This is a genomic window from Streptomyces sp. NPDC058619 (assembly GCF_042717785.1).
Taxonomy (GTDB): domain Bacteria; phylum Actinomycetota; class Actinomycetes; order Streptomycetales; family Streptomycetaceae; genus Streptomyces.
This window is the reverse complement of the sequence record NZ_JBHXQN010000002.1, coordinates 302,888-323,671: the sequence shown is the minus strand read 5'-3', so window position 1 is coordinate 323,671 and position 20,784 is coordinate 302,888. Positions and strand designations below refer to the sequence as shown.

Annotated in this window: 18 protein-coding genes; 12 read left to right on the top strand and 6 right to left on the bottom strand. The window is 71.8% G+C overall.

The features are described 5' to 3' along the window. Positions 1 to 255: 255 nt before the first annotated feature. The 6 genes from ftsZ to ACFWTC_RS03630 all read left to right on the top strand — a co-directional run bounded on the left by ftsZ (position 256) and on the right by ACFWTC_RS03630 (position 5,336). Positions 256 to 1,461, top strand: a complete 1,206-nt coding sequence (gene ftsZ, locus ACFWTC_RS03655; protein WP_383924062.1) for a cell division protein FtsZ — start codon at positions 256 to 258, stop codon at positions 1,459 to 1,461. 17 nt (positions 1,462 to 1,478) lie between these two features. Beyond that, entirely contained in the window at positions 1,479 to 2,192 is a 714-nt protein-coding gene (gene pgeF / locus ACFWTC_RS03650) for a peptidoglycan editing factor PgeF (protein WP_383924060.1), read from the top strand. Beyond that, positions 2,193 to 2,912, top strand: a complete 720-nt coding sequence (locus tag ACFWTC_RS03645) for a YggS family pyridoxal phosphate-dependent enzyme (RefSeq protein WP_383924057.1) — start codon at positions 2,193 to 2,195, stop codon at positions 2,910 to 2,912. It abuts the gene before it with no gap. Positions 2,913 to 3,061: 149 nt separating this feature from the next. After that, a complete protein-coding gene (locus ACFWTC_RS03640) occupies positions 3,062 to 3,679 on the top strand; it encodes a cell division protein SepF (protein ID WP_351275889.1) in 618 nt (205 codons plus the stop codon). Positions 3,680 to 3,739: 60 nt separating this feature from the next. Continuing rightward, positions 3,740 to 4,036, top strand: coding sequence for a YggT family protein (locus tag ACFWTC_RS03635; protein ID WP_030155988.1), 297 nt, complete (start codon positions 3,740 to 3,742; stop codon positions 4,034 to 4,036). Positions 4,037 to 4,118: 82 nt separating this feature from the next. After that, positions 4,119 to 5,336, top strand: coding sequence for a DivIVA domain-containing protein (locus ACFWTC_RS03630; protein WP_384025700.1), 1,218 nt, complete (start codon positions 4,119 to 4,121; stop codon positions 5,334 to 5,336). 274 nt (positions 5,337 to 5,610) lie between these two features. Here ACFWTC_RS03630 and ileS read toward each other — a convergent pair whose 3' ends face one another. Beyond that, positions 5,611 to 8,790: an isoleucine--tRNA ligase gene (gene ileS, locus ACFWTC_RS03625; protein WP_384025697.1), complete on the bottom strand. Its 3,180-nt coding sequence runs from the start codon at positions 8,788 to 8,790 to the stop codon at positions 5,611 to 5,613. 595 nt (positions 8,791 to 9,385) lie between these two features. Between ileS and ACFWTC_RS03620 the strand changes: the two genes are divergently transcribed. From ACFWTC_RS03620 to ACFWTC_RS03600, 5 genes are all read left to right on the top strand, one after another. Next, entirely contained in the window at positions 9,386 to 10,198 is an 813-nt protein-coding gene (locus ACFWTC_RS03620) for a TraR/DksA family transcriptional regulator (protein ID WP_383924049.1), read from the top strand. Between the two features lie 170 nt (positions 10,199 to 10,368). Continuing rightward, complete coding sequence (gene lspA / locus ACFWTC_RS03615) at positions 10,369 to 10,929, top strand: signal peptidase II (RefSeq protein WP_383924046.1); 561 nt, start codon at positions 10,369 to 10,371, stop codon at positions 10,927 to 10,929. Positions 10,930 to 10,982: 53 nt separating this feature from the next. Further along, the gene (locus ACFWTC_RS03610) at positions 10,983 to 11,924 is read left to right on the top strand and encodes an RluA family pseudouridine synthase (protein WP_267720927.1); all 942 of its coding nucleotides are present in this window, start codon (positions 10,983 to 10,985) and stop codon (positions 11,922 to 11,924) included. Positions 11,925 to 11,980: 56 nt separating this feature from the next. Then, a complete protein-coding gene (locus ACFWTC_RS03605) occupies positions 11,981 to 12,409 on the top strand; it encodes a GNAT family N-acetyltransferase (RefSeq protein WP_383924094.1) in 429 nt (142 codons plus the stop codon). 179 nt (positions 12,410 to 12,588) lie between these two features. Then, positions 12,589 to 14,181, top strand: a complete 1,593-nt coding sequence (locus tag ACFWTC_RS03600; protein WP_383924044.1) for a Na+/H+ antiporter — start codon at positions 12,589 to 12,591, stop codon at positions 14,179 to 14,181. 72 nt (positions 14,182 to 14,253) lie between these two features. Here the strand turns inward: ACFWTC_RS03600 and ACFWTC_RS03595 are convergent, their stop codons facing one another. After that, positions 14,254 to 15,336, bottom strand: coding sequence for a mechanosensitive ion channel family protein (locus ACFWTC_RS03595; protein ID WP_383924091.1), 1,083 nt, complete (start codon positions 15,334 to 15,336; stop codon positions 14,254 to 14,256). A gap of 55 nt (positions 15,337 to 15,391) precedes the next feature. Between ACFWTC_RS03595 and ACFWTC_RS03590 the strand changes: the two genes are divergently transcribed. Beyond that, on the top strand, positions 15,392 to 15,961 hold the full coding sequence (locus ACFWTC_RS03590) for a dienelactone hydrolase family protein (RefSeq protein WP_383924041.1): 570 nt from the start codon (positions 15,392 to 15,394) through the stop codon (positions 15,959 to 15,961). Between the two features lie 91 nt (positions 15,962 to 16,052). Here the strand turns inward: ACFWTC_RS03590 and ACFWTC_RS03585 are convergent, their stop codons facing one another. From ACFWTC_RS03585 to ACFWTC_RS03570, 4 genes are all read right to left on the bottom strand, one after another. Then, positions 16,053 to 17,726, bottom strand: coding sequence for an alkaline phosphatase D family protein (locus tag ACFWTC_RS03585; protein ID WP_384025694.1), 1,674 nt, complete (start codon positions 17,724 to 17,726; stop codon positions 16,053 to 16,055). A gap of 96 nt (positions 17,727 to 17,822) precedes the next feature. After that, positions 17,823 to 18,617 carry a DsbA family protein gene (locus tag ACFWTC_RS03580; RefSeq protein WP_384025691.1) on the bottom strand — a complete coding sequence of 265 codons (795 nt, stop codon included), beginning with the start codon at positions 18,615 to 18,617 and terminating at the stop codon, positions 17,823 to 17,825. Between the two features lie 45 nt (positions 18,618 to 18,662). Then, entirely contained in the window at positions 18,663 to 19,352 is a 690-nt protein-coding gene (locus ACFWTC_RS03575; protein ID WP_384025688.1) for a hypothetical protein, read from the bottom strand. Positions 19,353 to 19,411: 59 nt separating this feature from the next. Next, positions 19,412 to 20,737, bottom strand: a complete 1,326-nt coding sequence (locus tag ACFWTC_RS03570) for a DUF2252 domain-containing protein (protein WP_383924088.1) — start codon at positions 20,735 to 20,737, stop codon at positions 19,412 to 19,414. Positions 20,738 to 20,784: the final 47 nt, after the last annotated feature.

Here is a 20,784-nt window from a genome sequence, read left to right as displayed (position 1 = left end):
CTGGTTGGCCAGCGATACGGGTGATCACATAGGGTGAAAAGAAAAACGGGAGGTTCGGCGTGTTCGTTGAACACGCGCTACTTGTCGACTTAGTGTCCTGTTCGGAAGAGTCCAAGGAACAGACACACCCCTAACCCTAAACTTCAGGGTGAGGGTTCGGGTCGGCGCGTTCGAACCGTCCCTATTTCGGCATCAGTCGTCGCAACGCAGGCCCGCGAGGCGGCGACACGTAACTCGAGGCGAGAGGCCTTCGACGTGGCAGCACCGCAGAACTACCTCGCAGTCATCAAGGTCATCGGTGTCGGCGGCGGTGGTGTCAATGCCATCAACCGAATGATCGAGGTCGGTCTCAAGGGCGTCGAGTTCATCGCCATCAACACGGACGCCCAGGCGCTGTTGATGAGCGACGCCGACGTCAAGCTCGACGTCGGCCGCGAACTCACCCGGGGCCTCGGCGCCGGCGCCAATCCGGCCGTCGGTCGCAAGGCGGCAGAGGACCACCGCGAGGAGATCGAGGAGGTCCTCAAGGGGGCCGACATGGTCTTCGTCACCGCCGGTGAGGGCGGCGGCACCGGCACCGGCGGCGCACCCGTCGTCGCCAACATCGCGCGCTCGCTCGGCGCCCTGACGATCGGTGTGGTCACCCGGCCGTTCACCTTCGAGGGCAGGCGCCGGGCGAACCAGGCGGAGGACGGCATCGCCGAGCTCCGCGAAGAGGTCGACACCCTCATCGTCATCCCCAACGACCGGCTGCTGTCCATCTCGGACCGCCAGGTCAGCGTGCTGGACGCCTTCAAGTCGGCCGACCAGGTCCTGCTGTCGGGCGTCCAGGGCATCACCGACCTCATCACCACCCCGGGTCTGATCAACCTCGACTTCGCCGACGTCAAGTCCGTGATGTCCGAGGCGGGATCGGCCCTGATGGGCATCGGCTCGGCCCGCGGCGACGACCGCGCGGTGGCCGCGGCCGAGATGGCGATCTCCTCGCCGCTGCTGGAGGCGTCCATCGACGGCGCCCGCGGCGTGCTGCTCTCCATCTCCGGCGGCTCGGACCTCGGTCTCTTCGAGATCAACGAGGCCGCGCAGCTGGTGAGCGAGGCCGCGCACCCCGAGGCGAACATCATCTTCGGTGCCGTCATCGACGACGCGCTCGGCGACGAGGTGCGGGTCACCGTCATCGCGGCCGGGTTCGACGGCGGACAGCCCCCGGCCCGCCGGGACAACGTCATCGGCGCCGCGTCCACGAAGCGCGAGGAGCCGGCCCCCGCGCCGGTCCGCTCGGCGGAGCCGGCCCGTCCGGCCTTCGGCGGCCTCGGCTCGGTCACCCCGCGCGAAGAGCCCCCGGCCCCGGTCGAGCCGGCCCCGGTCGAGGTCCAGGCCCCCGCGCCGCAGGTCCCGACGGCCCGGCCGTACCAGGACAGCCCGGCCGAGGAACTGGATGTCCCGGACTTCTTGAAGTGACACCGGAGCAGCATCACGTGGGCGGCGCCCACTTCGCCTTCACCGACAGGTGGGGCGGAGTGAGCGCCGTTCCGTACGAAGAGCTCAACCTCGGCGGCGCGGTCGGAGACGACCCCGCCGCCGTTCTGGCGAACCGGGCCCGGGCGGCGGAGTCCCTGGGCATCGCGCCGGACCGGGTGGTCTGGATGAACCAGGTGCACGGACGGGACGTCGCGGTGGTCGACGGACCGTGGGGGGCCGGTACGGACACCCCCTGCGTGGACGCCGTGGTGACCGCCCGTCGGGGGCTCGCCCTCGCCGTGCTCACCGCCGACTGCACGCCGGTCCTGCTGGCCGACCCCGTCGCCGGGGTCGTGGGGGCCGCGCACGCCGGACGGCCGGGGCTGGTCGCCGGGGTGGTGCCCGCCGCCGTCGAGGCGATGGTGGCCCTCGGGGCCGAGCCGGGGCGGATCACCGCCCGTACCGGACCCGCGGTCTGCGGCCGTTGCTACGAGGTGCCGGCCGGGATGCGGGACACCGTCGCCGCGGTGGTGCCGGCCGCCCGGGCCGAGACGAGCTGGGGTACACCGGCCGTCGACGTGGTCGCCGGAGTCCACGCCCAGCTCGCGGAGGCGGGGGTGATGGAGAGTCGCCGATCCCCGGTCTGCACACTGGAGTCGCGGGATCACTTCTCGTACCGCCGCGACCGGGTGACCGGGCGGCTTGCCGGATATGTCTGGTTGGACCAATAAATGACGGACCGTGAGTCGGAGCTCGCCGAGAACCTGGCGCGGGTGCAGGAACGCATCGCGTCCGCCTGCGCGGCGGCGGGGCGCGGACGGGACGAGGTGACCCTCGTCGTGGTCACCAAGACCTACCCCGCGAGTGACGTACGGCTGCTGGCGGACCTGGGCGTCCGTCATGTGGCGGAGAATCGCGACCAGGACGCGGCCCCCAAGGCCGAGGCCTGCGCGGACCTGCCGCTCACCTGGCACTTCGTCGGCCAGTTGCAGACCAACAAAGTCCGTTCCGTGGCGGGATACGCGCACCTGGTGCAGTCGGTCGACCGGCCGAAGCTCGTGACGGCCCTGTCCGCGGCCGCCGCGAACGCGGGCCGGGAGATCGGCTGCCTCGTGCAGGTCGCCCTCGACGCCGAGTCGGGCGGACGGGGGGCCCGCGGGGGCGCCGCACCGGAGCAGCTCGCGGAGTTGGCGGACCTCGTGGCCGGCTCGCCGGGACTGCGGATCGACGGGCTGATGACCGTCGCCCCGCTGACCGGTCCGTACGCGGGGCGCGAACAGGCGGCTTTCGGGCGGCTGGTGGAATTGTCATCCCGGCTGCGCGCGGACCATCCGACTGCCACGATGGTCTCGGCGGGGATGAGCGCGGACCTGGAACAGGCCGTTGCGGCCGGTGCGACACATGTACGCGTCGGCACTGCGGTACTCGGCGCGAGACCCCGGCTCGGGTAACGTCGCGAAGAAAGTCGGACCACAGCAGAAAATATGGTCATTCCCGCTGATGGGCGGGCAGACCACGTGGATCGCGGGCAGTTGGTGACATTCGTGACACGGCGGCACCTGCGACAGGGCGATCCACCACAGAGCGGAGGACTCAGAGAATGGCCGGCGCGATGCGCAAGATGGCGGTCTACCTCGGCCTCGTGGAGGACGACCGGTACGACAACCCGGGGTACGACCCCGACGACGAGTTCGAGCCCGAGCCGGAACCCGAGCGAGCCCGGGACCGGGACCGCCGACAGCAGCCAGTTCACCAAGCGCCCGTATCGGACGAACCGGTACGAGTCGCACAGCCACCGGCGCAGCGGGAGCCCATCCCAATTCCGGTTGAAAACGGACGTCCTGCGCGAATCGCCCCCGTGGCATCCATCACACCCGATCGCTCGAACCTGGAGAAGAACGCCCCCGTGATCATGCCCAAGGTCGTCTCCGAGCGGGAGCCGTACCGCATCACGACGCTGCACCCCCGGACCTACAACGAGGCCCGTACCATCGGGGAACACTTCCGTGAGGGCACTCCGGTGATCATGAATCTCACGGAGATGGACGACACGGATGCGAAGCGTCTCGTGGACTTCGCCGCCGGTCTGGTCTTCGGTCTGCACGGCAGCATTGAACGGGTGACACAGAAGGTGTTCCTGCTGTCGCCTGCTAACGTCGATGTCACGGCGGAGGACAAGGCCCGCATCGCGGAGGGCGGGTTCTTCAACCAAAGCTAGACCGATCCGTCAGATACGTGACCGGGAACAGAGCGGAAGCAGGGGAGAGGGAAGCGCGGGATGGGTGTCGCACTACAGGTCGTCTACATCGCGCTGATGTGCTTCCTCATCGTGCTGATCTTCCGGCTGGTCATGGACTACGTGTTCCAGTTCGCACGTTCATGGACACCCGGCAAGGCGATGGTGGTCGTTTTGGAGGCCACCTACACTGTCACCGATCCACCGCTCAAGCTTCTTCGGCGTTTCATCCCGCCGTTGCGTCTCGGGGGCGTGGCACTCGACCTGTCCTTCTTCGTTCTGATGATCATCGTTTACATCCTCATCAGTTTCGTGAGCACCGCTGCGAGAAGCGTGTGAACGATGTGCTCCCCCGCAGGCGCGGGGACAGTCCCGATACGGTCTTGCCGACTGCCGACGACTACGTAGAGGTGAAGAAGACATGCCGCTGACCCCCGAGGACGTGCGGAACAAGCAGTTCACGACCGTCCGCCTCCGAGAAGGCTATGACGAGGACGAGGTCGATGCCTTCCTCGACGAGGTCGAGTCCGAACTGACGCGCCTGCTGCGCGAGAACGAGGACCTGCGCGCCAAGCTGGCCGCCGCCACGCGTGCCGCCGCGCAGAACCAGCAGCAGCAGGGCATGCGCAAGCCGGAACCCCAGGACCAGCGAGGGCCGGGCGCCCCCGTGCCCGCGGCCATATCCGGCCCGCCGCAGCAGCAGCAGCCCCAGATGGGCCCGCCCCAGCTGCCGGGCGGCCAGCCGCAGCTGCCGCCGGGCCCCGGCGGGAACGGACCGCAGGGTCCGGGCCCGATGGGCGGCCCCATGCAGCAGCACCCCATGGGTGGACCGCAGGGCATGGGCCAGCAGTCCATGCAGCAGCAGCAGCAGCAACAGCAGCAGCAGTCGATGGGCGGCCAGAACCCGCTCGGCCAGCCGATGGGCCAGCAGATGCAGCCCATGGGGCAGCAGATGCAGCCGATGGGGCAGCAGATGCAGCCCATGGGCCAGCCGATGCACCAGCAGCACCAGCAGCAGAGCCCCGGTGGCGACAGCGCCGCCCGCGTCCTGTCGCTGGCGCAGCAGACCGCCGACCAGGCGATCGCGGAGGCCCGTTCCGAGGCCAACAAGATCGTCGGTGAGGCCCGGTCGCGCGCCGAGGGCCTGGAGCGGGACGCCCGCGCCAAGGCCGACGCGCTGGAGCGGGACGCGCAGGAGAAGCACCGCGTCGCGATGGGCTCCCTGGAGTCCGCCCGCGCCACGCTGGAGCGCAAGGTCGAGGACCTGCGGGGCTTCGAGCGCGAGTACCGCACGCGTCTGAAGTCCTACCTGGAGTCCCAGCTGCGTCAGCTGGAGACCCAGGCCGACGACTCGCTGGCCCCGCCGCGCAACCCGGGTGCCCCCTCGCTGCCGCCGTCGCCGTCGCCCTCGATGGCTCCGGCCGGTGCGATGGGCCACTCCATGGGAGGCCCGTCGATGGGTGGCCCGTCCCCCATGGGCGGTCCCTCCCCGATGGGTGCCCCGTCCTACGGCGGCAACCAGCAGCAGATGTCCCCGGCGATGACCCAGCCGATGGCTCCGGTGCGGCCGGCCGCGCCGCAGCCGATGCAGGCGCCGTCTCCCATGCGGGGCTTCCTGATCGACGAGGACGACAACTAGGCGCCGCGTTCGGCGTCGGCAGTCGCTTCACGGGCCGGGCCCGGTTCCCCTTCGGGGGCACCGGGCCCGGCCCGTTTCGCGTGTCCTGCCGCTGCCGCTGCCGGTGTGGGGCCGCCGCCGTCGGGCGGTGCGGGTCACCGCCCTGGGGCTCCGCCCCGGACCCCGCGCCTCAGACCCCGGCGGGGCTGGGGGTGGCCGCCCCGGGGAACCCGGGAAACGCGAGCGGCCCGTATCCCCCGGGGAGGGGATACGGGCCGCTGGGGTGGGGGAGGGGTTACGCCTTGCGGAGGCGGAACGTCAGGGACAGGGGCTCGTCCGTGAAGGGGTCGCCGTACGCGGCGTCCGCCTCGCCGGGGGCGAAGTCCACGGCCAGGACCTCGTCCGAGATCAGGGCCGCGTGATCGGTCAGCGCCGTCACGACCTCCGCGTCCGGCGAGGACCACCGCAGGGCGATCCGGTCCGACACGTCCAGACCGGAGTTCTTGCGGGCCTCCTGGATCAGGCGGATCGCGTCACGGGCCAGGCCCGCCAGCCGCAGCTCGGGGGTGATCTCCAGGTCCAGGGCGACCGTCGCCCCGGAGTCGGAGGCGACCGACCAGCCCTCGCGCGGGGTCTCGGTGATGATGACCTCCTCCGGGGTGAGGGCCACCGTCTCGCCGTTCACCTCGACCTCGGCGGAGCCGGAGCGCAGGGCCAGGGACAGCGCCGCCGCGTCGGCGGCGGCCACCGCCTTCGCCACGTCCTGCACGCCCTTGCCGAAGCGCTTGCCCAGGGCGCGGAAGTTGGCCTTCGCCGTCGTGTCCACCAGGGACCCGCCGACCTCCGAGAGGGAGGCCAGGGAGGAGACGTTCAGCTCCTCCGTGATCTGGGACCGCAGCTCGGGGGACAGGGCGTCGAAGCCCGTGACCCCGACCAGCGCGCGCGACAGCGGCTGGCGGGTCTTCACGCCCGACTCCGCGCGGGTGGCGCGGCCCAGCTCGACAAGGCGGCGCACCAGCTGCATGTGCCGGGAGAGTTCGGGGTCGACCTGCGCGGCGTCCGGCTCCGGCCAGGAGCTGAGGTGCACGGACTCCGGCGCCTCCGGGGTGACCGGGACGATCATGTCCTGCCAGACCCGCTCCGTGATGAAGGGGGTCAGCGGGGCCATCAGGCGGGTCACCGTCTCCACCACGTCGTGGAGCGTGCGCAGCGCGGCCGCGTCACCCTGCCAGAAGCGGCGGCGCGAGCGGCGGACGTACCAGTTGGAGAGATCGTCGACGAACGCGGACAGCAGCTTGCCGGCGCGCTGGGTGTCGTACGACTCCATCGCCTCCGTCACCTCGGCGACGAGGGTGTGGAGTTCGGACAGCAGCCACCGGTCGAGCACCGTGCGGTCGGCCGGCGCCGGGTCGGCCGCGGACGGGGCCCAGTTCGACGTACGGGCGTACAGCGCCTGGAAGGCCACCGTGTTCCAGTACGTGAGGAGGGTCTTGCGCACGACCTCCTGGATCGTGCCGTGGCCGACGCGGCGCGCCGCCCACGGGGAGCCGCCCGCCGCCATGAACCAGCGGACGGCGTCCGCGCCGTGCTGGTCCATCAGCGGGATGGGCTGCAGGATGTTGCCCAGGTGCTTGGACATCTTGCGGCCGTCCTCGGCGAGGATGTGGCCGAGGCAGACCACGTTCTCGTACGCGGACTTGTCGAAGACGAGGGTGCCGACCGCCATGAGGGTGTAGAACCACCCGCGGGTCTGGTCGATGGCCTCCGAGATGAACTGCGCCGGGTAGCGCTTCTCGAAGACCTCCTTGTTCTTGTACGGGTAGCCCCACTGCGCGAACGGCATCGAACCCGAGTCGTACCAGGCGTCGATGACCTCCGGGACGCGGACGGCCTCCAGGGCGCAGCCCTCGTGGGTGCAGGTGAACGTGACGTCGTCGATGTACGGCCGGTGCGGGTCCAGCGCCGACTGGTCGGTGCCCGTCAGCTCGGTCAGCTCGGCGCGGGAGCCGACGCAGGTGAGGTGGTTCTCCTCGCAGCGCCAGATCGGCAGCGGGGTGCCCCAGTAGCGGTTGCGGGACAGCGCCCAGTCGATGTTGTTGTTGAGCCAGTCGCCGAAGCGGCCCTGCTTGACGGAGTCCGGGAACCAGTTGGTCTTCTCGTTCTCCCGCAGCATCGCGTCCTTGACGGCGGTGGTGCGGACGTACCAGGACGGCTGGGCGTAGTACAGCAGCGCCGTGTGGCAGCGCCAGCAGTGCGGGTAGCTGTGCTCGTAGGCGATGTGCTTGAAGAGCAGGCCGCGCGCGTCGAGGTCGGCGGTCAGCTTCTCGTCGGCCTTCTTGAAGAAGACGCCGCCGACGAGCGGGACGTCCTCCTCGAAGGTGCCGTCGGGGCGGACCGGGTTCACGACGGGCAGGCCGTACGCGCGGCAGACCGCGAGGTCGTCGGCGCCGAAGGCGGGGGACTGGTGGACGAGACCGGTGCCGTCCTCGGTCGTGACGTACTCGGCGTTGACGACGTAGTGCGCCGGCTCCGGGCTTCCCCCATCGGTTCCCTCGCCGGTGCTCGGGAACTCGACCAGCTCGAAGGGGCGCTGGTAGGTCCAGCGCTCCATCTCCTTGCCGGTGAAGGACTCGCCGGTGGCCGTCCAGCCCTCGCCGAGGGACTTCTCCAGCAGCGGCTCGGCGACGACCACCTTCTCGGTCCCGTCGGTGGCCACGACGTACCGGACCTCCGGGTGCGCCGCGACCGCGGTGTTGGACACCAGGGTCCAGGGGGTCGTCGTCCAGACGAGGAGGGCCGCCTCGCCCGCGAGCGGGCCGGAGGTCAGGGGGAAGCGGACGTAGACCGAGGGGTCGACGACCGTCTCGTAGCCCTGGGCCAGCTCGTGGTCCGAGAGGCCGGTGCCGCAGCGGGGGCACCAGGGGGCGACGCGGTGGTCCTGGGTGAGCAGGCCCTTGTTGAAGATCTCCTTCAGCGACCACCACACGGACTCGACGTACTCGGGGTCCATGGTCCGGTAGGCGTCGTCCAGGTCGACCCAGTAGCCCATGCGGGTCGTGAGTTCGGTGAACGCGTCGGTGTGGCGGGTCACGGACTCGCGGCACTTGGCGTTGAACTCGGCGATGCCGTACGCCTCGATGTCCTGCTTGCCGTTGAAGCCGAGCTCCTTCTCGACGGCGAGCTCGACGGGCAGGCCGTGACAGTCCCAGCCGGCCTTGCGGGCCACGTGGTAGCCGCGCATCGTGCGGAACCGGGGGAAGACGTCCTTGAAGACGCGGGCCTCGATGTGGTGCGCGCCGGGCATGCCGTTGGCGGTGGGCGGGCCCTCGTAGAAGACCCACTCGGGGCGGCCCTCGGACTGCTCCAGGGTCTTGGCGAAGGTCTTGCTCTCGCGCCAGAAGTCGAGGACGGCGTGTTCGAGGGCGGGCAGGTCGACCTGGGCGGGTACCGGGCGGTACTGCGGCGGTGTGGTCATGAGGCTGAACTCTTCCTCCGGCGGGATGTCACTTCCGTCCGGAGGGACGAGAGCCGTCACGACTCCCGCGGTACCACCCTCCTTGGCCACCGGACACGTCCGACGGCCCCCTCATTGGGGTGCGAAGCCGGTTCTACTCGCCTGTACGCGGCCTCGGGGGGCTGCGTACGGGCTTTCTTCCGGCGGCTCCGGGGTGATCCTTCACGTCGCGCTCGCCCCCGGGCTCTCACCGTCCCCGGGTCGCTCCTGGCTGCGTCCGACGCTACTCGTCCCCATCCATGCCTCTCGCTGGGGCCAGTGTACGGGCCGGGGGCGAGGTCGGCCGACCGGTTTGCGGGGGCGCGCGCGGCGGCCGCCCGGGCCGACGCGGCGGGGGCCGCGGGAGGGGTGCCGCGCCGGGGCGGTGCGGCGGGCCCGGTCGGGCGGCCGCTCGACCCGGACGGGCCGACGCGCCGGTACGGGATCCAGTGGGGCGCGGGGGGCGGATTACCCGGCTTCCGGGTGGGCACAACGGTTTCAGGTCGGCCACGAAGGAGCCCGCTCCCGTTGCCGCGGGGCCGGAGTCGATTTATCGTTCCGGCACGATTCGCGAGCAATGATCACAGTATGTGAAGGGGCCGCGGGCATGGTGGCGAAGAAGACCGCCGGGAGTACAGCCAAGAGGGCCGCCGGGAAGGCTGCGGCGGTCGAGGACGCGGCTCCGGCCGGGAAGAAGACCGCCGCCCGGAAGACCGCTGCCCGGAAGACCGCCGCCGCCACGAAGGCGACCGCGGGGAAGACGTCCGCGCCCCCGGCCCCGGCCGGGGGCGCGGACGCCGCCGAGGAGACGGGTGCCGTCGAGAAGCGGAAGGTCACGGCCAAGGCGGCCGTGACCGAGGGGGCGGCGCATGCCGCGAAGAAGACGGGAGTCCGCAAAGTGGTTGCCAAGAAGAGCACCGGTACGGCGAGGAAGTCGGCGGAGGCCGCCACCAGCGGGCTGCCGAAGACCCGCGTCACCGAGGTCACCGCGCCGGGCGAGCTCGCCGTGCGGCCCGGCGAGGACCCGTGGACGCGAGGCGAGGTCGACGAGGCCCGCACCGAGCTGATGAGCGAGGTGCTGCGGCTGCGCGCGGAGCTGGACGCCTCCGAGGCGGCCATCTCCGGGCTGATGCGGGACTCCGGCGACGGCGCGGGCGACGACCAGGCCGATACGGGCACCAAGAACATCACCCGGGAGTCCGAACTGGCCCTCGCGGCGAACGCCACCTCGATGCTGGAGCAGTCCGAGCGGGCCCTGGAGCGGCTGGAGGCGGGCACCTACGGCCTCTGCGAGAACTGCGGGCAGCCCATCGGCAAGGCCAGGATGCAGGCCTTCCCCCGGGCCACCCTGTGCGTGGACTGCAAGCAGAAGCAGGAGCGGCGGCACTAGGGCCGTCCCGGCCCCGTCCCGGAGCCGTCCGCGCGGCGGGGCGGGCGCAGGTCGAGGGGCGCCGGAAGGGCGCAGGGAGGGCGCCCTGACGTACTCTCGTGTTCGGTCAGGGTCCAGGAACCTGGCGGAGCTGTGTCGCAACCTGGTTCGAGCTAGTTCGAGGGACTCACGTGGCAGAGGCGGAGCGCATCATCGGTACGCCGGAGGTCGGGGACGACTCCCAGCCGGAGTCCGCCGCGCCCAGGGGGCATCGGCGGATCGTGGCACTGCTCGTCGTGGCGGTGCTCGCCTACGTGCTGGACCTCGGCAGCAAGCTGCTCGTCGTGGCGAAGCTGGAGCACCAGCCGCCGATCGAGATCATCGGCGACCTGCTGAAGTTCGAGGCGGTCCGCAACCCGGGCGCCGCCTTCGGCTTCGGCGAGGCCTTCACGATCATCTTCACCTGCATCGCGGCCAGCGTGATCGTCGTGATCGTGCGGCTGGCCCGCAAGCTCTACAGCCTGCCGTGGGCGATCGCGCTGGGCCTGCTGCTGGGCGGCGCCCTGGGCAACCTGACCGACCGGATCTTCCGCTCGCCGGGCGTGTTCCGCGGGGCGGTCGTCGACTTCATCGCGCCCGCGCACTTCGCGGTCTTCAACCTCGCCGACTCGGCGATCGTGTGCGGAGGCATCCTGATCGTGCTGCTGTCGTTCCGGGGCCTTGACCCGGACGGCACCGTCCACAAGGACTGATCGCGGGGCCGCTCGCGGGACGGCCCGACTGTCGAGTCCTGCATACTCGACAGGTGAGTACGATTCCCGAGATCCGAACCCTGCCCGTTCCCGATGGCCTCGAGGGCGAGCGTGTCGACGCCGCCATCGCCCGTATGTTCGGTTTCTCCCGGACGAAGGCGGCCGAACTCGCGGCCGCGGGAAAGGTGTCGGTCGACGGCAGTGTCGTCGGGAAGTCCGAGCGTGTGCACGGTGGCGCCTGGCTCGAAGTCGAGATGCCCGCCCCGCCGCGGCCCGTCGAGGTGATCGCCGAGCCCGTCCCGGGCATGGAGATCGTCCATGACGACGACGACATCGTCGTCATCATGAAGCCGGTGGGCGTCGCCGCCCACCCGAGCCCCGGCTGGACCGGCACCACCGTCATCGGCGGCCTCGCCGCCGCCGGCTACCGCATCTCCACCTCCGGCGCGGCCGAGCGCCAGGGCATCGTGCACCGGCTCGACGTAGGCACGTCCGGCCTGATGGCCGTCGCGAAGTCGGAGCGGGCCTACACCTCGCTCAAGAACCAGTTCCGCGAGCGCGTCGTCGACAAGCGCTACCACGCGCTGGTCCAGGGCCACCCCGACCCGATGAGCGGCACCATCGACGCGCCGATCGGCCGCCACCCGAGCGCCGACTACAAGTGGGCCGTGACCCAGGAGGGCAAGCCCTCCGTCACCCACTACGACCTGATCGAGGCCTTCCGGGCCGCCTCGCTGCTGGACATCAAGCTGGAGACGGGGCGCACGCACCAGATCCGCGTGCACATGGCCGCGCACCGCCACCCGTGCGTCGGCGACCTGACCTACGGCGCCGACCCGACCGTCGCCAAGCGCCTGGGGCTCACCCGGCAGTGGCTGCACGCGGTCCGGCTCGGCTTCGAGCACCCGTCGGACGGGCAGTGGGTCGAGTTCGAGAGCACCTACCCGGCCGACCTGCGCAACGCGCTGGACGTGATCCGGGCGGAGAGCGAGTGACGGGTGGCGGGCGGGTGACCGCCTTCGCCGTCCGCGTGGCCGAGGGGGAGGCCGACATGGCGGCCTGCTTCGCGGTGCGGACGGCGGTGTTCGTGGTCGAGCAGTCCGTGCCGCCGTCGATCGAGTACGACGCGTACGACGCGGACGCGGTGCACCTGCTGGCCTTGGGCGCCGACGGGGAACCGCTGGGCACGGGCCGGCTGCTGCACGGACCCGCCGCGCTGGCCAAGACCGGGTCCGAGGACGTCGGCTCGCTGGGCCGCCTCGCCGTGACCGCGTCCGCGCGCGGGCTGGGCGTGGGCGTGGCGCTGGTCCGCGCGATCGAGGCGGAGGCGGCCGGGCGGGGCCTGACGGCCGTCGACCTGGGCGCGCAGACGCACGCGCTGGGCTTCTACGAGCGGCTCGGGTACGCGGCGTACGGGCCGGAGTTCCTGGACGCGGGCATCGCGCACCGCTCGATGCGGCGTCCCCTCGCGGGGAGCTGACCCGACCTCCTCCGGGCCGCTGCCCTGGCCCCCGCCCGTCGTGCTGTGCCGCGCCGCTGCCGGGGGCTCCGCCCCCGGACCCCCGCGCCTCGAACGCCGGCGGGGCTGGACGGGCCGACACGGGTCGGTGGCGGTGGGCGCCGGGCGCGCCGGGCGCAGCGGACTGGCAGGGTGGGGGAGTGGATCAGCTAGCTCTGCTGTTCGTGCTGTTGCTCGGGGCCGTGGTCACCGTCCCGCTCGGAGACCGGCTCGGACTGCCCTCACCCGTTCTCATGACCATCGGCGGGGTGGCCCTCGCCCTGCTGCCGGCCGTGCCGAACGTCGACGTCCCGCCCGACTACATCCTGCCGCTGGTGCTGCCGCCGCTGCTGTACGCCTCCGTGCAGCGCACCTCCTGGCGCCAGTTCGCCGCCAACGTACGGCCCATCCTGCTGCTGGCCGTGGCCCTGGTGTTCGTCACGACGGCCGCAGTCGCCGCCGTCGCGCACGCCGTCGTCCCCGGGCTGCCGATCGCCGCCGCCGTCGCGCTCGGCGCGCTCGTCGCTCCGCCCGACCCGGTCGCCGCCACCGCCGTCGCCGGCTCGCTGGGGCTGCCCCGCCGCATGGTGTCGATCCTGGAGGGCGAGGGCCTCTTCAACGACGTCACCGCCATCGTGCTCTACCACGTGGCCATCGCCGCCGCCGTCAGCGGCAGCTTCTCGTGGCCCGACGCGCTCGGCGAGTTCGTGCTGTCCGCCGTCGTCGCCGTCGTCGTCGGCCTCGCCTTCGGCTGGATCACCAACCGCATGATGAGCAGGCTCGGCGACGCCACGCTGCAGATCGGCCTGACGCTGCTGGTGCCGTTCGTCTCGTACGTGGTCGCGGAGGAGCTCCAGGGGTCGGGGGTGCTGGCGGTCCTGACGACGGCGCTGTTCCTGGCCGAGTACGCGTCCGACGCCGACGACGTGCTGGGAAGGCTCGCGGGGCACACCTTCTGGGAAGTCGTCGACATGCTGGTCACCGGGGTGGCGTTCGGGCTGATCGGCCTGGAGCTCCACCACGTGTTCGGCACCGCGCAGGGGCGCGCCTGGGAGATGGCCGGCTGGGCGGGCGTCGTGATCGCCGTGGTGATCGGGGTACGGCTGGTGTGGCTGCTGCCGGCCGGCTGGGTCGCGCAGAAGCTGCACAAGCGGCGCGACTACGACGAGGAGATCCCGGTGAGCTGGCGGGAGAGCGTCGTGATGTGGTGGGCCGGGATGCGGGGCGTGGCCTCGGTGGCGCTGGCCCTCGCCATCCCGTTCGAAACCGACGCGGGCGAACCGTTCCCCGGGCGGGACGAGATCGTCTTCATCGCCTTCGCGGTGATCATGGCGACCCTCGTGGTGCAGGGGCTCACCCTGCCGTGGCTGGTGCGGCGCCTGGGGGTGGAGGCCGACTCCGACGCGGACCGCGACGCCGAGCGGGCGCTGGCGATCCGTGCTGCGAAGGCCGCCAAGCGGCGGCTGAAGGAGATCCAGGAGGTGGAGGAGCTCCCGGAGGACCTGGTGGAGACGCTGTACCGGCGGGCGTACGACGTGGGGGCCCGCATCAGCCCCGACATGGTGGACGAGGAGCGCCGGGAGGCGTACGCGCAGCGGGTCGAGCGGATCAGGGACGTCCAGCGGATCCAGCGCGAGATGATGTCCGCGGCCCGGCACGAGGTGCTGGCCGCGCGCAGCGAGGCCGGGTCCGACCCGGAGGTCGTGGACCGGGTGCTGCGGCACCTGGACGTACGCAGCCTGCGGAACCCGTAGGACGGAGCCGGGACCCGGCGGCGGGGCGGGCGCGGGGAAGCAGCGCCCCGTGCCCGGCGCCGCCCCCGCGCCTCACGCGCCGGCGGCCCCCGGGGTTTCGGCGGGCACGGCCGTGGCGCCCGGGGCGGCGGCGGCCTCGGAGGTCGTGACGCGGGGCAGGGCGTACGGGTGGTGGGCGACGAGCCAGGCGATCATCTGCTCGCGGACCGCGCACCGCACGGTCCAGACATCGTCGGCGTTCTTCGCCGTGACCACCGCGCGGACCTGCACGGTGTTCGGGGTGGTGTCGGTCACCGCGAGGCCGCCGCCTCGGCCGTCCCACTCGGGGATCTCCTTCAGGAGGTCCTCGAACCGCTCGCGCATGAGGTCGACCGGCGCCCTGTGGTCGAGGTGCCAGAAGACGGTGCCGGTCATCTCGGCGCCGCCGCGCGACCAGTTCTCGTACGGCTTGCTCGTGAAGTACGAGACCGGCATCGTGATCCGGCGCTCGTCCCAGGTGCGGACGGTGAGGAAGGTCAGGGTGATCTCCTCGACCGTGCCCCACTCCTTGTCGACGACCACCGTGTCGCCGATGCGGACGGTGTCGCCGAAGGCGATCTGCAGACCGGCGAAGAGGTTGCCCAGGGAGGACTGGGCGGCGATGCCCGCCACGATGCCGAGGACGCCGGCGGACGCCAGCATCGAGGTGCCGACGGCCTTCATCGGCGGGAAGGTCAGCAGCATGGCCGCGAGGGCGACCACGACCACCACCGCCGTGACCACCCGCTGGATCAGGGTCACCTGGGTGCGCACGCGGCGGACCCGGGCGTCGTCCTGGGCCACCGACGCGTAGCGGGCGTACGTGGAGTCGACCGCGGCCGTCGCGATGCGCACGGCCAGCCAGGCAGCGGAGGCGATCGTCACCAGGGTGAGGATCCGCCCGATGTAGAACGCGTACTCGGGAAGGAGCCCCGCCGACTGGTAGGAGCCCCGGAGCAGCGCGGTGCACAGCACGACCTGGAACGGCACCCGGCAACGGCGCAGCAGCCCCCACAGGGGGGTCTCCGGATGCCGCCGGTCGATGCGCCGCAGCAGCCGGTCGAGCAGCCACCCCGCGAGCAGGGTGATCAGCAGCGAGCCGCCGATGACGATCAGGGGGCGTATCAAGGTCTCCATCTCCATGACGTGAACGTAACCGGAAGCCGCCCTCGGAAACTGGCACGATGGAGTCATGAACATCATGCTCTTCCATTCGACGTACGGGCTGCGGCCGGCGGTCCACGAGGCGGCCGACCGGCTGCGCGCGGCCGGGCACGAGGTCGAGGTGCCGGACCTCTTCGAGGGGCGCACCTTCGGAACCGTCGAGGAGGGCATGGCACACCAGGACGAGATCGGCCGCGACGAGCTGCTCAAGCGCGCGGTGCTGGCCTCCGCCCCCTTCTCCGACCGGGGCCTGGTCTACGCGGGGTTCTCCTTCGGCGGCTCGGTCGCCCAGCACCTGGCCCTGGCCGACGAGAAGGCGCGCGGGCTGCTGCTCCTGCACGGCACGGCGGACCTGGAGGCGGACGCCTCGGTCGACGAGCTGCCGGTACAGCTGCACATCGCCGACCCGGACCCCTTCGAGCCGCACGACTGGCTGACGGCCTGGTACCTGCGGATGCGGCGGGCCGGGGCGGACGTGGAGGTCCACAGCTACCCGGGCGCCGGGCACCTGTTCACCGACGGGGGCCTGGACGACTACGACGCCGAGGCCGCCGAGCAGGCCTGGAAGGTCGCGATCGGCTTCCTCGACACCCTGTAGGAGCGCGCGACGCCTCGCGGGACGGGGAGGCGGCGGGGTGCCCGGCCCGCACCGGGCAGGGCCCCCGCCGCTGCGCACGTCCGACGGCCGGTCAGCGCACCGGCTGGTGCACCCGCTCCACCGTCTGGGTCCCGTTCAGGGTCCGGTACGAGCGCGACCACGCGGCCGAGGCGTCCGGCCGCCGCTTGTCGGAGACCACGTAGTAGTCCATCTGCGACCGCTCGGCCGTCACGTCGAGCACGCCGTAGCCGTGCGCGTCCATGTCGAGCCACTTCACGTGCCAGTTGGCGGCCTTGACCGCCGACTCGGCGACCAGCGAAGCGGTGTCCGCCGGGACGTGCAGGATGTCGTCCAGGTTGTCCGAGGTCACCGAGGTCACCACGAACTCGGTCGCGGCCGTCCCCGAGCCCGGGTAGTTCGCCATGTTCACCGGGACCTCGTTCGCCCACGCCATGTGGATGTCGCCGGTCAGGAACACGGTGTTCCTGATGTTCCGGTCCTTCAGGTGGCCCAGCAGCTCCTTGCGGTCGTCCGTGTAGCCGTCCCACTGGTCCACGTTGACGGCGAGGCCGCCCTCGGGCAGGCCCAGCAGCTTGGCCAGCGGCTTCAGCAGGTGCGCGGGCAGCGAGCCGAAGGCCACCGGGGAGATCATCACGGAGGTGCCGACCAGCTTCCAGGTCGCGTCCGAGCCGGCGAGGCCCGCCTTGAGCCAGTCCAGCTGGGCCCGTCCCGTGAGGGTGCGCTCCGGGTCGTCCACCGAGCCGCTGCCGACCTTGACCTGCTGGGAGCGGAAGGAGCGCAGGTCGAGGAGGTGCAGGTCGGCGAGGGTGCCGAAGCGCAGCCGCCGGTAGACGGTGCCGGCGATGGAGGCGCGTACGGGCATCCACTCGAAGTACGCCTGCTTGGCGGCGGCCGCGCGGGCCGCCCACTCGCCCTCGGCGCCCGGGGTGTGGTTCCCGGCACCCCCGGACCAGGTGTCGTCGGCGAACTCGTGGTCGTCCCAGATCGCGACGACCGGGTGCGCCTGGTGCAGCGCCTGGAGGTCGAGGTCGGTCTTGTACTTCCCGTGCCGGGTGCGGTAGTCGGCGAGCGAGACGATCTCGTGCCGCGGCTCGTGCGGGCGGACGGTGTACCTGGCCTCCGGGTAGCCCCCCGTGGCGTACTCGTAGATGTAGTCGCCCAGGTGCAGGACCGCGTCCAGGTCGGCGCGGGCGGCCAGGTGGCGGTAGGCGGAGAAGTAGCCGGACTCCCAGTTCGCGCAGGAGACCACGCCGAAGCGGACCCCGGCGGTCGTCGTCCCGGCGGCCGGGGTGGTCAGGGTCCGGCCGGCCGGGGAGACGGCGGAGCCGGCGGAGAACCGGTACCAGTACGGGGTCTGAGGGCTCAGGCCGCGCACGTCCACCTTGACGGTGTGGTCGGAGGCGGCGCTCGCGGCGACGGTGCCGGAGGCGACGATCCGGGAGAAGGCCTTGTCCGCGGCCACCTCCCAGCCCACCTGCACGGCGGGGCCGAGGCCGGAGCCGGGTACGGCCTCGGCGGTGGGGGTGACGCGGGTCCACAGCAGGACCCCGTCGGGCAGCGGGTCGCCGGAGGCGACGCCGTGGAGGAACGCGGGCGCGCTCTGCGCGGCATGGGCCGCGGAGGCGCCCAGCGAGGCGATCGGGGCGAGCGCGGCCGTGGCGGCCGCGGCCAGCACGACCGTGCGGCGGCGCGGAGCGGGTACGCCCGTGGAAGAGGGCGCGGGGGAAGGGAGATGACTGGTCACGGATGATCATGTTACTGGCGGGTATGACCCTCCGTACATCCCTCGGAACGCAAAGAGCGGGCGAACTCCCGGAGTCCGCCCGCCCGTTGGCCGAAATCAGCCTGCGAGGGCCTTGTCGATCGCCGCGGTGAACGCGTCGCCCGTGGCCGGGGTCTCGATCTTCTTGCCGTCCATCTTCAGCGTCGGGGTCCCCGTCACACCGGACTTGCCGAACGCCTCGGACATCTTCAGCGCCCACCGGTCGTAGGTGCCGTCCTCGACGGCCTTCTTGAACTCGGCGTTGCCCTCGAGCGCCGGAACCGTGTCCGCGACCTTCAGCAGGTAGTCGTCCTTGGCGAAGCTGTCGACGGTCTCCTCGGGGTGCAGTTCCTTGGAGTAGAGCGCCGCCTTGTAGTCGAGGAAGGCCTCCGGGCTGACGTTCAGCGCCGCGCCCAGGGCGCTCAGCGCGTTCTTCGAGCCCTCGCCCTTGACCGCGTTGTCGATGAACGTGGCGCCGAAGTACCGGAGCTTGTACTTGCCGGCGTCGACGTCCTTCTTGACCTGCTCGCCGACGGCCTGCTCGAACGAGGCGCAGGCCGGGCAGCGGGAGTCCTCGTACAGCTCCAGGGTCTTCTTCGCCTCGGGCTTGCCGACGACGACCGTGGTGCCGTCCTCGCCCTCGGTGTTCTTCGGCTTGATCAGGTCGGCCTTCGCGGCCTTCTCCCAGTAGCCGGGCTTGCTGGACTGCACGACCGCGTAGCCGATGCCGCCGGCTATGGCGAGGACGGCGATGACGGCGCCGCCCACGACCAGCTGGCGGCGCACCTTGTCCTTCTTCGCCTGGGCCTCGCGCTCGGCGCGGAGCCGCTCGCGGGCCGCCGCCTTGTTCGCCTGGCTGTTGCGTGAACTCATGGTGATCTCCGTGGAATGCGACGTGACGGGGGTGTCGTACGTGCGTCAGGCGCGCGCGAGCGCACCGGGCACGGGCGGCCCCCGCCGTCCCACGGAGTGGGCGGGGAACCGGGTACGGGCCCCCGCGCCCGGAAGCACCGACCGCAGCACCCGCCGCGCCGGACCCGGGGCCGGCGCCACCGAGGCCACCGCCAGCAGCAGCGGCCGGAACGCGCCGACGGCGACCGCCCGCAGCAGCTGGGCCAGTGCCCGCTCGCCGCAGTGCAGCCACCCGGCGGCCGCCAGCCCGACCGACACGTGCGCCCCGAGCAGCAACCAGGGCGTCCACGGCCCGGGCGAGGCCAGCAGCGCCGCCGGATCGGCGACGGGCCCGGCCACCTCGGTCAGCGGCCCGCCCACCGGGGAGCCGCCGCACAGCGCGTCCAGGCCCATCGCGCGCAGCGGACCTGAGACCGGCCCGCCCGCCGGGCCGTAGCAGAGGTGCTGCCCGGCGGTGAAGACGGTGTCGGCGGCCAGCTCCAGCGGTACGAGCAGCCCGGCGATCGGCCCGAAGGCCCGCCGCCGGCCCGCCAGCGCGTACGCGATCACGAAGACGGCGCCGAAGGCCCCCACCAGCAGCGGGGCCGGAAGCGGCACCCGGGACATCAGGACGTGCGAGCCCGCGGAGAGCAGCACGACGAACGCGCTGAACAGCGCGGCCCGCACCCCTCGGAGTCCTGCCCCTGATATGTCCATCGTCGCGAGTGTGCCACGAGACCCTGTGGAGCCGGGCCCCAGGGCCCGGCTCCCGCGGCTCACGGCATCAGGCGGCCGTTGCGGAAGAGGTCCACGAATATCTGGTGGTCGGCGCGGGCCCGGGCGCCGTACTCGTGGGCGAACTCCACGAGCAGCTCCGCGAAGCCCTCCTCGTCGGCCGCGATCGCCGCGTCGATGGCCCGCTCGGTCGAGAACGGGACCAGGGAGTGGCCGCTCTCCGCCTCGTCGGCCGCCCCGTGCATGGTCGCCGTGGCCCGGCCCAGGTCGGCGACGACGGCGGCGATCTCCTCCGGGTCGTCCAGCTCCGCCCAGTCCAGGTCCACCGCGTAGGGGGAGACCTCCGCCACCAGCTGACCGGAGCCGTCCAGCTCCGTCCAGCCCAGCCACGGGTCGGAGTGCGCCTGCAGGGCCCGCTGGGAGATCACCGTGCGGTGGCCCTCGTGGTGGAAGTAGTCGCGGACGGCCCGGTCGGTGATGTGACGGGAGACCGCCGGGGTCTGCGCCTGCTTGAGGTAGATCACGACGTCGTTCTCCAGGGCGTCGCTGTGCCCCTCCAGCAGGATGTTGTACGAGGGCAGCCCGGCCGATCCGATGCCGACGCCCCGGCGGCCCACCACGTCCTTGACCCGGTAGGAGTCGGGCCGGACCAGGGACTCGTCGGGCAGGGTCTCCAGGTAGCCGTCGAAGGCGTCCAGGACCTTGTAGCGCGTCGCCGCGTCGAGCTCGATGGTGCCCGGGCCGGGCGCGAAGCGCCGCTCGAAGTCCCGGATCTCCGTCATCGAGTCCAGCAGCGAGAAGCGGGTGCGCGCGCGGGCCGCGCGCAGGGCGCCCAGCAGCGGGCCGTCGGCGCTGTCCAGGGTGAAGGAGGGCACCTCCTCGTACTTGGCCCCGGCGGCCAGTCGGTGGATGCGCTCCCGGTAGGCGCCGGCGTAGGTCCGCACCAGCTCGCTGATCTGCTCGTCGCTGAGCGCCTTGGTGTAGCCGATCAGCGCCACGGAGGCCGCGAACCGCTTCAGGTCCCAGGTGAAGGGGCCGACGTACGCCTCGTCGAAGTCGTTGACGTTGAAGACCAGCCGGCCGTTGGAGTCCATGTACGTGCCGAAGTTCTCGGCGTGCAGGTCGCCGTGGATCCACACCCGGCCGGTGCGCTCGTCCACGTACGGGCCGCCGTGCCGGTGGCGCTCCAGGTCCGCGTAGAAGAGGCAGGCCGTGCCGCGGTAGAAGGCGAAGGCCGAGGCCGCCATCTTCCGGAATTTGACCTGGAAGGCAGCCGGGTCGGCTGTGAGGAGCTCGCCGAACGCGGTGTCGAACACATCGAGTATCTGCTCGGCACGCTGTTCGTCGGTCGTCTCGGGAACCGCCATGGCGGATGCCTCCTGGTGGCGCGGGGTGGAGCGCGGGTGGAGCGCTG